This is a genomic window from Pectobacterium wasabiae CFBP 3304, assembly GCF_001742185.1.
Classification (GTDB): domain Bacteria; phylum Pseudomonadota; class Gammaproteobacteria; order Enterobacterales; family Enterobacteriaceae; genus Pectobacterium; species Pectobacterium wasabiae.
Genome location: NZ_CP015750.1, coordinates 4923098 through 4939727 on the forward strand (window position 1 = coordinate 4923098; position 16630 = coordinate 4939727).

A 16630-nucleotide genomic window follows, 5' to 3' on the forward strand; every position below is an offset into this window, starting at 1 on the left:
TTATGGGACACCCTTCCGTCTACCCAACCGGCACAACAATTTACAACCCAGAAAAAGCCTGGGGCGGCTACACCGTCTTTCAAGCGTTGGAGCGCGGCGCGGTGCTAGTGGATATGAACGGCACCGAACTGCGTCTGTGGGAAGGTCTGCACGGTTTCCCTAACAAAATCCTGCCCGGTGGTTACATCCTCGGACACAGCGGCGAACGTGATTCACGCTACGGCATGCAGGACATGGTCGATCTGATTCAGGTGGACTGGGACGGCAACATCGTCTGGAAATTCAACGGTTATGAGCACATTACCGATCCCGATCTTCCGCCCGAATGGATGGCGCGCGTCCATCATGATTACCAGCGCAGCGGCAACCCAGTCGGCTATTACGCACCGGGGCAGGAACCGCAGTCGATTGGTGGCAACACGCTACTGCTAGCGCACACTAATCTGCACAATGAACACATCAGCGACAAATTGTTGCTTGATGACACCATCATCGAGGTGGACTGGCAGGGCAATATTTTATGGGAGTGGCGGTGCAGCGACCATTTCGATGAACTGGGCTTTGACGACGATGCCAAAACCGCGCTGTACAACAATCCTAACCTGCGCAAAAGCGGCGGCGGAATGGGCGACTGGATGCATATCAACTCCATGTCGGCACTTGGCCCTAATCCATGGTTCGATCAGGGCGATATCCGTTTCCATCCCGATAACATCATCTGGGATGCCCGTGAATCCAATATCATTGCCATCATCGACAAGCAGAGCGGCAACATCGTCTGGCAGCTTGGTCCCAATTACAATACGCCCGAACTCAAACACATCGGCTGGATTATCGGCCAACACCACGCGCACATGATCCCCGTAGGTTTACCGGGGGCGGGTAATATTCTGGTGTTTGATAACGGCGGCTGGGCAGGCTACGGCGCGCCCAATCCGGCATCCCCCGATGGGGTGAAAAACGCCTGGCGCGACCATTCCCGCGTGTTAGAAATCAATCCGGTAACGCTGGATATTGTCTGGCGCTACTCGCCTTACGAAGCGGGCATCCCGCACCCGACTGACGCGTTTCGTTTTTACAGCCCGTACATCAGCAATATCCAGCGCCTGCCGAACGGCAACACGCTGATTAACGAAGGGGCTAACGGCCGACTGTTTGAAGTCACCGCCGATCATGAAATTGTCTGGGAATTCATTTCACCCTACTGGGGCAAGACGGTAAACACCAACATGTTGTATCGCGCCTATCGCGTACCCTACGAGTGGGTGCCACAACTGCCGCGCCCACAGGAAACGCCGGTGATTGCCCCGGATAACACTCAGCTACGTCAGCCCGGAGCTGCCGCGCCCGGCTTCGCCAGCGTCATTCGTATTGACGGTGTGCGTCCTTATAAAAAGAGCGGCGATGCCCTGTGTGTCGCGACCGACAGCGAAGATCTCAAGCGCAGCCCAAAACTCTTTGCCGTCAACCGTGAGCGTTTTGCTCCGCTTACCGCCGACGACTGGCCTGAACTAGAGTCAAAAAATGCACCACAGCTACTGCTGGTCGGTGCCGAGCGCTGCGTCCACTGTAAGAGCCTCTACCGTCAGTTGGAAACAATTCTGGATAACGAGGAATATCGCCAGTTGTCGAGCCATTATCTGGACGCCGATCATCACATTACACTGGCGGAGAAACTGACGGTAAGAACACTACCGACGCTGCTATGGCTTGAAAACGGTGAAGAACGGGCGCGCCTGAGCGGCGCACAGCAACCCGAACGCCTGCGACAGTGGCTAGCAGACCAGCAAGCCTAAACTCCACGACATCTAAGGCGATCTCGCTTCCAGTGAGATCGCATCTATCTGTACACTGGCTCTTACACAAATGCCTCAATTTACGATGGTTTATATGCGGCTTAAAAAATTATGCAGCGGTGGGCGCGGCCGCCGAGTGAGCGGTATGGAACCTGCTCAGGTCAGTCAAATTACTCAGTTGAGTGCGGCAGAACTGGCACCGCTCAGTAATGAACCTAACGAGTAACCACTCAAGATACGCTGCGCTTCCCTACGATTTACTCTCTCCAATTTCACCATCGACGCGTGCTATCAGGGCGGCGTCGATAGCGTAATTTATTCACTCTGGATCACATTTCCTTTGCATCATCTCATCCCAATTTGTTATGTTATTACATATCTATTTACATCAACCGTATACCTTAACCATGATCAGTTGGGACAGACACACAGACGCCATTCTTCAGGTAGAGAACCTTAGCCTGTCTATTGGTGGTGAAACCAAAGTCAGCGATATCAGCTTTACGCTGTTCGCAGGCGAACGAGTCTGTTTACTCGGCGCATCGGGTTCCGGTAAATCCCTCACCGCCAAAGCCGTGATCGGTACCCCAGCCACAGGTTGCCAGATTAGCGGCAGTATTAAGGTCAATGGTGAAGAAGTCAGTCAGTTGAAAGCGCTGGCGCGCCCGCATACCAGCCGAGTATCTGCCGTTTTTCAAGACTCTGCGGCAGCGCTTAATCCGCTCATGCCGTTAGGGAAACAGCTCTCGCTGGCGTTGAAAACGCCCTCTTCCGCTGAGCTTGCTGCGCTTCTGACAGCCATGAAGCTGGACGATATTCCCAACCTATTGCAGCGCTACCCTGCCGAACTGTCCGGCGGTCAGCGTCAGCGTATTTGTATTACCCTCGCGCTGCTTGGCAAAACTCGCCTGCTGGTCGCGGACGAACCCACAACCGCGCTTGATGTCATCACTCAGCAACAGGTATTACGGGTCTTACAGGAACGTAGCGCGCAGCCGGATGCACCTGCACTGCTGTTTATTACGCATGATATCGCCGTCGCTGCCCAACTCTGCCAGCGCGGTCTGGTGATGGAAAATGGTCAGATCGTTGAATCCGGTACTATGCTGCAACTACTGAATGCACCACAGCATCCCTATACCCGTCGTTTGGTGGCTGCCGCCCGTCGCGCTGACAATATTTTATCCACCAATGTGTTACCCGTTGCCGGAGCGCTTGCCGGATGAATCACCATCTGCATGCGGTTCCTTCACCGTTTTTAAGTCTTGAGCACGTCAGCCGCTATCGCCAAGCGTCACGTTTACCGTGGCAAAAGGCCGATCCTGCCAGCGCGATTTTCCACGATCTGTCGCTACATTTACACCGTCACGAGCGCGTCGGGCTGGTCGGTGCCTCGGGCTGCGGTAAATCCACATTACTGAAAACGCTGCTCGCCCTTGAAGCACCGGAGAGTGGCACGGTGTACTGCGACGGTAACCTGATTAAACCCGGTTCGGTACGTTCGTTGCTTTGGTATCGCCGCCGCGTTCAATATATTCCGCAAGATCCAGCAGGTTCGCTCGCTCCACGCCAGCGCGTCGCCGCTCTTCTCACTGAGCCGCTGAAGCGCCTGCGTCCTGGTGAAAATGTATCAGCGTGCCTACGCGACGTCATGGAACAAGTCGAACTCAGCACAACGCTGCTGGACAATGCCGCAGGGCAACTTTCCGGTGGGCAGGCACAGCGTGTCGCGCTAGCGCGAGCGCTGATTATTCGTCCCGATTTTTTACTGGCGGATGAACCCGTCAGCGGCCTGGATTTGCCGCTGCGCGAACAGATTAAAACCCTGCTGCAACAGGTCACTGTACAAAACAAGATGGGATTGCTGATGGTATCGCACGATATTTCGATGCTCGCGGGCCTGTGCGACAGGATGCTGGTCATGGATAGCGGGCGCATTATTGAAGATCGTCCCACCGCCGAGGTGCTGGCTTCACCAAAACAGGCTCACACCGCCCGTTTATTGCAGGCCGTGCCTGGGCTGTCAGCCTCCGGCTATTAGCTCGCTAAAAACACACGTTTTACAAAATAAAATACCACGTCAATAACACATCTCCCCATCGCGGAGATTTTTAAACGGATGATTAAATGTCAGACCTCACCGCCAACCGCGGCCCACGGCCTTACCCTCCGCTGCTTCTGGGGAGTCAGCTTGTTTTCAACATTGGCTTTTATGCCGTTGTGCCGTTTCTGGCTATTTTCTTGCGCGACGACATGTTGCTGTCCGGCTGGGCTATCGGGATAGTGATTGGCTTACGCACCTTTTCTCAGCAGGGCATGTTTTTAGTCGGCGGCGCACTGGCGGACCGCTTCGGCGCCCGCGTGATTATCCTGTGCGGCTGTGTGGTGCGCATCAGCGGCTATTTACTGCTGGCGCTAGGCGACTCGCTGTGGCCGATCATCCTCGGTGCCTGCCTGACTGGCGTTGGCGGTGCCCTGTTCTCTCCCGCCATTGAAGCGCTGATGGCACAGGCCGGTACGCAAAGTGAAAAAGAGGGAAAACGTAGCCGCTCCGAGTGGTTCGCCCTGTTTGCGATTTGCGGCGAGCTGGGTGCCGTATTGGGGCCGTTGCTCGGATCTGTGCTGGCCGGGTACGGATTCCAGCGCGTAGCGCTTGCGGGTGCTGGCGTCTTTGTTGTCGCGCTTATTATCCTGTTTTTCAGCCTGCCACCGACACAGCGAAATCAAGGCGAATTGCACATCGCCCCATGGTGGGAAACCTTCCGCCAACGTCGCTTTGTCGCATTCATCATCGCCTATAGCGCTTACCTGTTCAGCTACAACCAGCTCTATCTGGCGCTACCGGTTGAACTGCATCGCTCCGGCAGCAGCGAGAAAGATCTCGGCCCGCTGTTTGTATTGGCCTCATTGTTGGTGATCGGGCTACAGCTCCCGCTGGCGCGTTTTGCCCGCCGGATTGGTGCGGCACGCATGCTGCCATTGGGCTTCGCGCTATTGGCTGCCTCATTCCTTAGCGTCGCACTGTTTGCCTCCAGTACGCCGCCTGAGGGATGGCAACGTCTGCTGCCAGCGATCTCATTAATTACCCTGCTGACGCTGGGGCAGATGCTGATCGTCCCTGTTGGGATGGACCTCATTCCCCGCTTTGCTAATCACCAGAATCTGGGTGCGCACTATGGCGCACTGGCATCAATGGGCGGCATTGCCGTACTGGTCGGTAATTTTATACTCGGTAGTCAGCTCGATCGTGCACTGACGCCATCGCCACAGGCCGCCATTCCGTGGGTGCTGCTCGCCGCCGTACCCTTGTGCAGCTCGCTAGCTATGCTGGTTATCTGCCGCCCGTTTAAATCCGCTTCAACCATAAATGGATAAGGATAGACTGATGAAGAGTCGTAACCTCCTGTGGCCCGTTTCCGGCCTGCTGTCAGCCACGTTGCTACTTTCAGGCTGCTTCAATGAACCGGAAGAAAACCACGCCTCACATCATGACGGTCGAATTAAATTGGCGATGCTCCAACCACCGCGCTCCGGCCTGACGCCGCTGAGCGATGACGCCTTTAAACTGTCGCGCTGGAGCACGGCGGAAACGCTGGTGGTGCTCGACAAACTCGGGGAAGCCCAGCCCGCGCTGGCGACGAAATGGCAGCAGATCGATGATAAATCCTGGCGTTTTGAACTGCGTCCGAACGTCCATTTTCATGACAACACCACATTAAACGCCGCCACGGTAGTGAATGCGCTCACCGTGGCCTCCACCGCCGCCCCCAAACCGCGCATTCTGGACGGCGTGCAGCTAACGGTAAAAGCCGATGGCGATAGCGCCGTTATCGTTTCCACTGCGAAACCAGACCCGCTGCTGCCACAGCGTTTATCCAGCCCGCAGTTGGCGATCCTCTCCATGCATGCTTACGGTAAAAATCATGTCGTCAACCCGATCAACACCGGAAGCGGCCCATTCGTTCTGCGTAGCGTCACGGGCACCAGCAGTGCGGTATTGGATCGATTCGACAGCTACTGGGGTGAGAAAGCACAGGCCAGCGGTATTGATGTCAGCTTTGTGTCCGATGGTACAGCACGTGCTGCCGCCTTACGTACCGGCACGGCAGATATTGTCGAAGCCATTCCGGTTTCTCAGGCTCCGCTGCTGGATCAATCGCTGGTGCATGAAGTCCCAATGCCGCGCACCAATACGCTGTATCTGAATACGCGTCATGGCGTGATGCAAGATCCCGCGCTGCGGGCTGCCGTGCGGAATGCGATCAATCGCCAGCAGTTGGTGGATAACGTGTATGAGAAGCGTGCCGATGTCGCGCAAGGTCTGTTAGGTCCTGCGCTACCATGGGCTGCCAAACTGCGCCAGCCCGTGGTGAATCCGGTCAAAGCCGGTACACCCGCAGGTGCGACCATCACACTAGCCACTTTCAGCGATCGCGCCGAGCTACCTGAAGTCGCGGTCTATCTGGCACAGCAACTCACCGCCGCTGGATTTACGGTGAAACAGGTCGTCCGTGAGTATGCGCAGATTGAATCCGACGCGCTGGCAGGCAAGTTTGACGCCTTTATTTTATCGCGTGCAACGGTGCTAGACTCCGGCGATCCCGTTGCTTATCTGTACAGTGATTTTGCCTGTGAAGGGTCATTCAATATCGCCCAATTATGCCGCCCAGAAATCGATCAGGCGCTGCAAAAAGCGGCTGCAATTCCCGCGGGAGAAGCACGCCGTCAGGCCATTATGCAGGCAGAAAATCTGATCCTTGCCAGTGATGCCGCGATCCCCATGCTGCATGAACGCGTCATTCAGGGTGAAGGCGCACAGATAAAAGACGCACTGCGCGACCCACGCGAACGCACGCTGATCAACGCAGCCACGCATATTGCTGCGGCGAAATAACGGGTAACGCATCGGTAACCAGAAAGATGACAAGTTTATGAGCGAATCGCTGTACTGCCGCACCTGTGCCAACATTAACCAGACGCAACGCCCACGATATGGCGTGCTGATCCCGTTGTTTTCGCGACTGCTGACGCTGGCAGGAATTGTGGTGCTGATTGGTATGCTGCCGTGGCTATCCGGTCAGGACCCGGCGCTGGCATTGCTGCGTGCTCGCTCTGGTGAACAGGAAGCAACGGCGGAAACGCTAAACGCGATTCGTCAGTCGCTCGGGCTGGATCAAGGGCCGTTGCAGTTGCTATTGAACTGGCTGACTGGCCTATTGCACGGCGATGCAGGTAACTCCTGGGTTTCTGGTCGCCCCGTGCTCCCAGGCATGTTGCAGGCGGCAGGCGTATCGCTCACGCTGATGGCCTCTTCGGTGCTGGTGGCTTTCACACTGGCCACCGTGCTGTGCGTCCCTACCTTTCGGCAGGGACTTCGTGGTCATATTCACCGTTCAGGTGGTCTGTTTGCTGCCTTATTTACCGCGCTGCCCGAGTTCCTGCTAGCCTCGTTTTTGCTGATCGTCGGTGCTGTCTGGCTACAGTGGTTTCCGCCCTATGGCTGGTTAGGATTACATTACGCGGTGTTACCGTCACTGGCACTCGGTATTCCAGCAGGCGGTTACCTTGGCCGGATTATTGCCGATGCGCTCTCCGCCACTTTTAGTGAGAACTGGTTAACGACCTGGAGCGTCGCGGGGGTGAACCGTCGCCATATCGCGCTGGCGGTGATGAAACGCACGCTGCCCAGCGTGATGCCGCTGGTCGGGCTGGTACTGGTATCGCTGACTGGCGGCGCGATTGCCGTCGAAAAAGTGTTCGCCATTCCTGGTCTGGGACGCGCCACTCTGGGTGCCGCTGCCGCGCAGGATCTCCCCGCATTGCAAGTCGGTGTGCTGATCTTACTCCTTATTGCCTCGCTAGCTGGCATGGTGGCTGGCGGTGTGCGGCTGCTGATTCTCGGACGCGCACTGCGCAGCGGAGCGATGCCCGTGCCGGAAGAACGCGGTAGTCCCGTGTCTCGTCACGCCATCTGGCTGCCGATTGTCTGCGTACTGCTGCTGGCACTTCTGCTACTCGCTGGCCTGCCGCGCGATCCCGTTACCTCCGCCTTTTTGCGCCTGCAACCGCCTTCATTCGCGCTACCCTTTGGCGCAGACGCCATGGGGCGTGATTTACTGGCGCGCGTCGCACACGGCACGTTGAATACCTGCTTGTTAGCGCTGGCGGTGTCGCTGGCTTGTCTCGCGATTGGTCTGTTGGTCGGGTTGTTCCCACGTCTGTTCACCGGCCCCATTGAAGTCACCAACGCCCTGCCACCGGTGATCGCCGGACTGCTGGTTGCCGCCGTCAATGGCCCAACGGCAACGGGTGCAGCGATTGCGGTCATCGCGGTTAGTTGGGCGCCACTCGCGGCCCATACGGCAGCGCTAGTCGCTGAAATTAATGCGCGCCCTTATATTCGAATGTTGCCGATACTCGGTATAGGATCAATACGGCGTAGCCTGTTCTATATTCTGCCCGCGCTGGCTGGTCCGCTTTTCCGCCACGCCATGCTGCGACTGCCTGGCATCGCGCTGGCGCTGGCATCGCTCGGCTTTTTAGGGCTGGGCGCGTCACCGCCGACGCCGGAATGGGGACGCGTATTGGCAGAAGGTATGCCGTATATCGAACGCGCCTTCTGGGGTGTGCTGGCACCGGCTGCCGCACTCGGCGTGCTGTCGATACTGGCCGTGAGCGCAGCGAATCTCTCCGGTCGCCACAAGCACTAGCCGCACGCTTCACTTCATGAGCACTTACCCGCCAGATTTGACGATGGCGGGTCAATGCATCTTCAGTTACGCTGTTAGCTAACCTCTGCCGAAGTACAAAATATGAAGAGTGTGAATAAAGGAGAGAACATGCATAGCAGCGAATCCCACATCAGCCTCACCGTCACTCAGGCTCTGGATAAACTGGAAGCGCTGTATGATGATGCCGTCTCGGCACTGCGCGACGCCATCGGAGACTTCATCAACCACGGTACGCTGCCCGATGCCAACGCGCGTGCAGCCGGGTTATTTTCCTACCCCGCCTTACGCGTGAGTTGGAACGGCGAATCGACCGGGCATCCGCGCCATCGTGCCTATGGGCGTTTTACCCATCCCGGCAGTTATTCTACCACCGTCACCCGTCCTACGTTTTTGCGCGCTTATCTGGCGGAACAGTTGATGCTGCTAGAGGGAGATTATGATGTCACTATTGAAGTCAGCCCGTCACAGCAGGAAATTCCGTTTCCCTACGTGCTCGACGGTTCCGATCTGATTCTTGACCGTTCCATGAGCGCTGGCATCGCGAAACATTTCCCGACCACGGAGCTGTCACAGATTGGAGACGAGACGGCTGATGGCCTGTATCATGCCACCACTACATCGCCATTGTCGCACTTTGACGCGCTGCGTACCGACTTCTCGCTGGCCCGCCTTCGTCACTATACCGGCACACCCGTAGAACACATTCAACCGTTCATCCTCTTCACCAACTATACCCGCTATGTTGACGAGTTTGTGCGCTGGGCCTGTGCGCAAATTGCCGATCCCGCTAGCCCGTATGAAGCGCTGTCCTGCGCGGGTGGCATCTATATCACCGCCGAGACGCCAAACCCCGAGCAGACGGTGTCCGATCTGGCCTGGAAGAACCACCAGATGCCCGCCTATCATCTGATTCCTCGTCAGGGTAAAGGGATTACGATGGTCAACATCGGCGTCGGGCCATCCAATGCGAAAACCATCTGCGATCATCTCGCGGTAATGCGCCCGCATGCCTGGTTGATGATCGGCCACTGCGGCGGCCTGCGCGAAAGTCAGTCTATTGGCGATTACGTACTGGCACACGCTTATCTGCGTGACGATCACGTTTTGGACGCTGTTTTACCACCGGATATCCCGATCCCCAGCATCGCCGAAGTGCAGCGCGCGTTGTACGACGCCACCAAGATGGTCAGCGGTATGCCGGGGGAAGAAGTGAAGCAACGCCTGCGCACTGGCACCGTTGTCACCACCGACGATCGCAACTGGGAGCTACGCTACGCCGCTTCCGCCCTGCGGTTTAATCTTAGCCGCGCCGTTGCCGTGGATATGGAAAGCGCGACAATTGCCGCACAGGGCTATCGCTTCCGTGTGCCTTACGGTACGCTGCTGTGCGTCTCGGATAAGCCGTTGCACGGTGAGATCAAACTGCCGGGACAGGCGAACCGTTTCTATGAAGGGGCGATTTCGGAGCATTTGCAGATTGGCATCTGCGCTATTGACCTGCTGAGGGCGGAAAGCGACAAGCTGCATTCGCGCAAGCTCCGCACCTTTAACGAGCCACCGTTCCGCTAATCGCATGATTTTTTGGTTAGGACAGGCGACCGCATTTATGCGCTCGCCTGAACTGGCCGCCACGTCCGTGGCACTTTCTTGATAGCGGCAAAGAGTGACGTTCAAGCGCCCATCTTAACGCCAGCAAGATAGGCTACTTACGCGCCGCAATCATTTTCGGGTTACGGTTGAAATAGCGTGTAAATGCCAGACTGAAATTAGCGGGATGCCGATAGCCGACTTGCCAGGCCGTCTGCGCCACCTGAAACCCCAACTCCAGTAGCTGGTGCGCGCGCTCCATTCGCATCCGTAATAGCATCTGCCCCGGCGTAGTTGCGAAACAACGGTGAAACCCAAGTTTGAGTCGGGATTCACTCATGCCCGCCTGCGCCGCAATGCAGGCCAGCGTCAGCGGTTCCGGCAGATGTTCCCGCATCCAGCAACATACCTGCTCCAACTGCTCTCGCTCTTGTGGATGAATAGCGTCACGCCTGTCTTTCGGTTGCAGGATATACCGATACTGTGACAGCAGGCTTAAGGCATGAATATGGCGATTCAGCGGATCGGCGTCACTACACAGCGCATTGACATGAATCTGACTGGCCGAAGATACCGATGTAAACGCGTGCAGTCGCACGTCATCGTCACTGAACAGTTGTGCCGCACAGGCCGAACCAAAATAGCGTGCCGCCGCTGTTTTCTCTACCAGCAGCCGCAACTGATCGACATGCGGTTGAGCCTGATAACGGCGTTCGCCCACACAGGAGCCAAACGTCGTGATAGTGACATGTTGCTCACGAAACCAGACCTGTGAGCCGCTGCTGTCGCAATAGGCCGACTCCCCTGCCAGCGCAAACGTCATAACCAGCATTGGCTGTGAATGTGGATTGTGGGTTTCCTCCACCCATGCACGACGTGGCCGGTATTGCGAGCGCGCTAACGACAGACCGGCATCAATACGGCTGAAATCCGACCAGCATTCACCAATATCGCCTGGCAAAGTGCGACGTGCACCTGAGATATCAACCTCACTCGCACAGCACCGATCGCCTGCTGGTTTTTCACTTCGCCTCTGTCGCTGTCTTTGCATCATCTTCCCTCGCCGTTTTGCATATGAAAAACGCCGTCTCGCATAACAATGAACATAATAACCATTCTCATTTATAGATAGCATATTCCCTATCGACTGACCATCCATGAGAAAGATCGCTTATGAACCCACTAGAGACACTATGGCAGCTTGCCGCCAGCAGCGTGAAAGCCGACGCTTTACATCTGGCGCTAGAACAGCAGATTTTCGACCGGTTGGAGGATGCCACCACGCCGGAACAACTGGCGGAAGCGCTGGGGTGGCAGCCGGAGAAAACCGGATTTCTGCTTGAGATCCTATGGAGTATGCAGCTTTTGACGCGCCATCATGGCAGTTATCGAACCGCATCCGCCAGCGCAGCCGTGCTCTGTCGCAGCAGTCCGCGCTTTTTGGGTGATGCCTGGCGTTTTCGCCTCACCAGCCTGCGCCAGTTTGGTCAGGGACTCCGCGACGGAATGCACCAGCCGCTGCCCACACAGTTGAGCGAATTACCGCGCGATGCGGCGTGGGCCAACGCGGCAGAACAGCAAATCGCGCAGGAGCAGCGATCGGTAACCGCAGACCTTGCCGATCAACTGATCTCCAGCCTGCCGGATTTCCCACAAATCAGGCACATTCTCGATCTGGGCGGTGGCCCCGGCTGGGTGACGATTACGCTGGCGCTACGCCACGCGCAGATCTCCGGCACAGTCTATGACCTGCCGCAAACCGCTGCCGTGGCACAGCGTAATATCGACAATGCCGGGTTATCCGCACGAGTGTCAGCACAAGGCGGGACGTTTCCCAGCGAAAAATACGATCTGATCTGGAGTTCCTCCTTCCTGCATTTTATCGAGGACATTCCCGCCATGCTGGCAACGCTTTACCACACACTCGCGCCAGAGGGAACGCTGGTCCTCGCACAGGCAGAAATTAGCGAAGAAGCCAACGCCGCTGCTCCGGTTCTGCCGTTTTATCTGCCGATGCAAATGAGTGGACGCCACGTCACACGAGAAGGACAACTTACACAGTGGTTATTGAAGGCGGGTTTTACCTCTGTCGAAACCCGACGTCATCAGGCATTTCCCATGGCGCCGTTAAATGTCCTGATTGCCCGTAAACACAGGTAATAGCGGTACGCCATAGCGTAGCGAAAATGCGGAGAGACAGATGCAAAAAGCCAGTCAGTGTGTGCTGACTGGCAAGTAAAACCTTTATGACACTGTCTATTTATTATACTTCCCTATTTCTTATATATCCCTGACATGCTGGCAGCCATAATTTTTATACCCGTCATACTTCAAGTTGCATCTGTGGTCTTCAAAACATTAACGTCTTGTCCTGAAACTCGAATTATTTAGAGCATCTATATCAGAAACTTGTCCAATCTGATGCACCTGAGGCTGATGCACTGGCAGACGCTGGGAGCCTGGCAAGCGAGAGAGTCTGCGTTGCTGGCTTCGGTGTTGAGAGTCCATAGTTCGCTATTTTGAACACCGAGACTTCTCTGACAAGTTGATCCGCCTGTTCCTTGAGACTTTGTGCTGCCGCCGCAGATTCCTCCACCAACGCGGCATTCTGCTGTGTTGTCTGATCCATTTGGCTAACGGCAATACCGACCTGTTCGACTCCCGTCGACTGTTCAGCACTGGCGGAGCTAATCTCTGATACGGTATCGCTCAACTGCCGGATAGACTCCACAACCTGCTGCATCGTTTCCCCTGCTTTATTCACCAGCACAGAACCACGCTCGGTGCGTTCAACACTCGCAGTAATCAGATTTTTGATTTCTTTAGCAGCTTCTGCACTACGTTGCGCGAGGTTACGCACTTCACCCGCAACAACAGCAAACCCCCGTCCTTGTTCGCCCGCTCGGGCAGCTTCAACGGCGGCGTTAAGCGCCAAAATATTCGTCTGGAACGCAATACTATCGATGACGTTAATAATATCGACAATGCTGCGCGAACTATCATTAATGGCCTTCATCGTATCCACTACGTCATTGACAACATTCCCTCCCTGAAGCGCCACGGTGCTCGCATTTTGGGCTAGCGTATTAGCCTGGCGGGCATTGTCGGCATTATTTTTTACCGTCATACCTAATTGCGTCATGGTCGAAGACGTTTCTTCCAGCGCACTCGCCTGTTCTTCGGTCCGTGATGACAAATCAGCATTACCCTGAGCAATCTGCATACTGGCGGTGGCAACACTCTCTGCATTGTTTCTAACGCCAACCACCATTCGTGTCAGCGCCGCTTGCATTTCCTGCATTGCCTCTAACAACAAGCCGGTCTCATCGCGATTATTGACGACAATAGAACCACTCAAGTCACCCACACTGATGCGCTTCGCAGAAGAAAGTGCAATAGATAACGGTCCGGTGACGCTTCGGGTTAACAGCCAGGCAGTAAAGCAGCCTAAAACAGCGGAGAAGATCGATAGCACTAACATCCACAACAGCGCATCGTGGATATATTCTTTCGTCGCCTGTTTGGAATGATCAACAAACGATACCTGTAACGCAGCTAACTCGCTGAGCTTGGTGAAATAGAGCGACTGGACAGTGGCGATATCGCCAAACACCAATTCGGTAGCCAGCGCATCCTCACCTTCCATCGCATAGTCAACGGCTTTATTAATACTCAGGCTATACTGTTTTCTGATATCGATAAGTTGATTAAATAACTCCCGTCCTTTTCCCGCGTTGATACGACTATCGAGGGTTTTATATATTTCACCAGCCGAATGGGTCGTTTTTACGATGATCGCCTTGAGAGCCTGCTTTTCCTGAACCTTATCCCCAGGAAGGAGGATAATATCGCGTAATGTGCGAACATTGGTATTTAATATATCTTGAATATCACGCACCATATCGACTTTTGGCATTCTGTCCTCAGTAATCCCATCGACTTCGGCACCAATATTTTTCATGAAATAGTAGCCCACTGATGACAAAATGAGTGTCAATATGATTAACACACCAAACCCTAGAGAAAGCCGATTTCCAATTTTTATATTTTTAAATAAATCCATGTTAACACCAGAATTTTACATTTTTACAAAAGTTTTACCCTATTGCGATTGATAGACATATTACCTACTGTTTATCAAACAAAATACGACAAACGGTAAAGCGAATCGTTATCATAACAGGGTCCCTGGCCCCTCTAAATTTCTTATTTTTAGATACATGAGGCAGAATACTGGCATAAGAAATTCATTTAGCCATAGATATACCTGTAACACTTCAAGCCGCGTGCACACTGAATCCCTGCAACTCGAATTATTGCGGATATAGCTTTAAAATTATATAAATGTTGACAGAACTTGCTTACTGAAATTGTTTACCTGGTAAAGTAACTCGCCCCTCTTTTTATTTCGTCCTAAGCATCACACGATGTACGCGAATAATTTAAAGCAAACCATTTCTAAAATGATGGCTCTGTTTTCATTTTTCGCCTCACCCAATTTGGCGCCCGCTACGTTTAGTTAATGTTATGGAATAATAAAAACAACGTAGAGAGTCAACCAACTACGTTCTATAACCTTACACTATCATAAATAGAAGATCGATCGAAAATAACGATCATTAAACCGTTCAATCCCCTCTATTCGATCGTTTTTTTCTATCAGAAAAGAAGTTCCGATTTTAATTAATTAACATTAATTTATAAGTTAGAAGGCTAATAGTTTAGAGTGCATCAAAATAGTGTCCATACCACGACGTTGTGAGGCCTTAGATATAGTGTAACATTGATGAACTAATTAGATTTTAAACATAAAAGCAGACCACTGATGCCCATCAATGCAAAAAACCAGTCAGTGAGAGCTGACTGGTTTTCGGGATGAGCGTAATAGGGTACGGCGTGTTTCCGTCTCGTTTTTCACTCTACTGCATATTCCTTCATTTTATTTTCATCAGGCAGTGTGCCACTGAGCTTCTTAAGTACCTCTTTTGCTTCCTCCAGCACGCGGACACACTGCGCGCGTGTGATGGTAAGCGGTGGCTCAATCCTGACCGATTTAGCATTGTTCAAAGTACCCGCAACTAAGATATTGCGCTGAAATAACTCTTTCGCAAAGGCATAGCCGATCTCGTTTTTCCTGAACTCGATAGCCTGTAACAACCCCATTCCGCGCGCTTCAATAATCAATTGAGGGTACTCAACCGCCAGTTGCCGTAAGCCCCGTAGCAAAAATGCTCCCTGGATTGCCGCCTGTTCTGGCAGCTTTTTCGTCAGCAGTTCATTGACCGTTGCCAGCGCCGCCGCACAGGCCAGCGGATTGCCGCCAAACGTGGTGGTATGCAGGAAGGGATTTTCAAACAGTACGGAGAATACGGCTTCCGTCGCCACCGTTGCGCCAATCGGCATCACGCCGCCACCCAGCGCCTTCGCCAGACACAAAATGTCAGGCTGCACGCCATAATGCTCACAGGCGAACATCTTGCCCGTGCGCCCCATGCCGGTTTGCACCTCATCCAGAATCAGCAATGCCCCGATTTCATCACATAATGCTCTGACCGCAGGCAAATAATTTTCCGGTGGCACAATCACGCCGCCTTCGCCCTGAATGGGTTCAAGGATAATGGCTGCAACGTCATCGCCAGTTTTCTGGCATTGCTGAACCTGCTTGCGCATGGCGCTGATATCGCCAAAAGCAACATGATGGAAGCCGGGTAACAGCGGCATGAAAGGACGACGAAACGCGGGTTTGGCGGTAGCGGAAAGCGCGCCGAGTGATTTCCCGTGGAAGGCACCAGTTGCGGCGATAAAGGTATATTTACCACGCGGCGATTGGTAGGCCTTCGCCAACTTCAGCGCCGCTTCCACCGATTCCGTTCCACTATTACAGAAGAAGCTGTATTTCAAATCGCCCGGCGTTAGCGCCGCCAATGTTTTTGCCAGCAATCCCCGCAGCGGGTCAAGCAGTTCCTGGCTGTGCAGTGGCTGTCTGGCAAGCTGGCTCTCAACGGCAGCAATAACATTAGGGTTACGATGCCCCACGTTAAAAATGCCGTAACCACCCAGGCAGTCCAGGTATTCATTTCCTTGGGTATCAATCAGCGTATTTGGGCCGCTGGCGCGCCATTCGACTGCGCCATAATCGCCTCCGGTAGTGACAGATTTTCGGTATTCAAGAAAACCCGGGTTGACGTATTCACGAAAACAACTCAAAACTTCTCGATTCAGTGCCGCTATGTCATCGTGGGATAGCGTGTCACTATGAATCCAGTGCAGTGCCTGCTGAGTACACTCTAGCGGGTTAAGGTGGGCGTTTGATCTGGACAAAATGCGCTCCTTGAAAACGAACATCACGTGATGCCAATTTAATTAATGCACATAACACGCCAATCGCCCGCCCAAAATCAGAATAAAATACAAAAACTCGATCTAAACCAAAAACCCAGTAGATAAATTGAACTAAATACTAAATATTGAAATTAATAACCAACTGACATAGTGGATGCCAGTGTGAAGGCACTC

At 54.0% G+C, this 16630-nt stretch carries 12 protein-coding genes; 9 read left to right on the top strand and 3 right to left on the bottom strand.

The window, feature by feature from the left end; all coding sequences use genetic code 11:
- Nucleotides 1–2 precede the first annotated feature (2 nt).
- The 8 genes from A7983_RS22420 to A7983_RS22450 all read left to right on the top strand — a co-directional run bounded on the left by A7983_RS22420 (nt 3) and on the right by A7983_RS22450 (nt 10096).
- Nucleotides 3–1796 (top strand): aryl-sulfate sulfotransferase, encoded by a 1794-nt coding sequence (locus tag A7983_RS22420; RefSeq protein ID WP_005970790.1) that lies wholly within the window; start codon nt 3–5, stop codon nt 1794–1796.
- A 94-nt stretch (nt 1797–1890) separates the two neighbouring features.
- Nucleotides 1891–2022, top strand: coding sequence for a hypothetical protein (locus A7983_RS24690; protein ID WP_257785302.1), 132 nt, complete (start codon nt 1891–1893; stop codon nt 2020–2022).
- A 181-nt stretch (nt 2023–2203) separates the two neighbouring features.
- On the top strand, nt 2204–3022 hold the full coding sequence (locus tag A7983_RS22425) for an ATP-binding cassette domain-containing protein (protein WP_172645138.1): 819 nt from the start codon (nt 2204–2206) through the stop codon (nt 3020–3022).
- Complete coding sequence (locus A7983_RS22430; RefSeq protein WP_005970794.1) at nt 3019–3837, top strand: ABC transporter ATP-binding protein; 819 nt, start codon at nt 3019–3021, stop codon at nt 3835–3837. Before A7983_RS22425 ends, A7983_RS22430 begins: the two co-directional genes overlap by 4 nt.
- A gap of 86 nt (nt 3838–3923) precedes the next feature.
- The gene (locus A7983_RS22435) at nt 3924–5171 is read left to right on the top strand and encodes an MDR family MFS transporter (protein ID WP_005970796.1); all 1248 of its coding nucleotides are present in this window, start codon (nt 3924–3926) and stop codon (nt 5169–5171) included.
- Nucleotides 5172–5181: 10 nt separating this feature from the next.
- The gene (locus tag A7983_RS22440; RefSeq protein ID WP_005970798.1) at nt 5182–6690 is read left to right on the top strand and encodes an ABC transporter substrate-binding protein; all 1509 of its coding nucleotides are present in this window, start codon (nt 5182–5184) and stop codon (nt 6688–6690) included.
- A 37-nt stretch (nt 6691–6727) separates the two neighbouring features.
- Nucleotides 6728–8506 (top strand): ABC transporter permease subunit, encoded by a 1779-nt coding sequence (locus A7983_RS22445; protein ID WP_005970800.1) that lies wholly within the window; start codon nt 6728–6730, stop codon nt 8504–8506.
- 129 nt (nt 8507–8635) lie between these two features.
- Nucleotides 8636–10096: an AMP nucleosidase gene (locus A7983_RS22450; protein WP_005970803.1), complete on the top strand. Its 1461-nt coding sequence runs from the start codon at nt 8636–8638 to the stop codon at nt 10094–10096.
- Nucleotides 10097–10229: 133 nt separating this feature from the next.
- Here A7983_RS22450 and A7983_RS22455 read toward each other — a convergent pair whose 3' ends face one another.
- A complete protein-coding gene (locus tag A7983_RS22455; RefSeq protein WP_235778045.1) occupies nt 10230–11168 on the bottom strand; it encodes a helix-turn-helix transcriptional regulator in 939 nt (312 codons plus the stop codon).
- A 119-nt stretch (nt 11169–11287) separates the two neighbouring features.
- Between A7983_RS22455 and A7983_RS22460 the strand changes: the two genes are divergently transcribed.
- Nucleotides 11288–12274 carry a class I SAM-dependent methyltransferase gene (locus A7983_RS22460; protein ID WP_005970807.1) on the top strand — a complete coding sequence of 329 codons (987 nt, stop codon included), beginning with the start codon at nt 11288–11290 and terminating at the stop codon, nt 12272–12274.
- Between the two features lie 241 nt (nt 12275–12515).
- On the opposite strand, the gene A7983_RS22465 is transcribed toward A7983_RS22460, so the two are convergent.
- Both A7983_RS22465 and ygjG read right to left on the bottom strand, forming a co-directional pair.
- Nucleotides 12516–14177 (bottom strand): methyl-accepting chemotaxis protein, encoded by a 1662-nt coding sequence (locus tag A7983_RS22465; protein WP_005970809.1) that lies wholly within the window; start codon nt 14175–14177, stop codon nt 12516–12518.
- Nucleotides 14178–15028: 851 nt separating this feature from the next.
- Entirely contained in the window at nt 15029–16435 is a 1407-nt protein-coding gene (gene ygjG / locus A7983_RS22470) for a putrescine aminotransferase (protein ID WP_005970811.1), read from the bottom strand.
- Between the last annotated feature and the right edge of the window lie 195 nt (nt 16436–16630).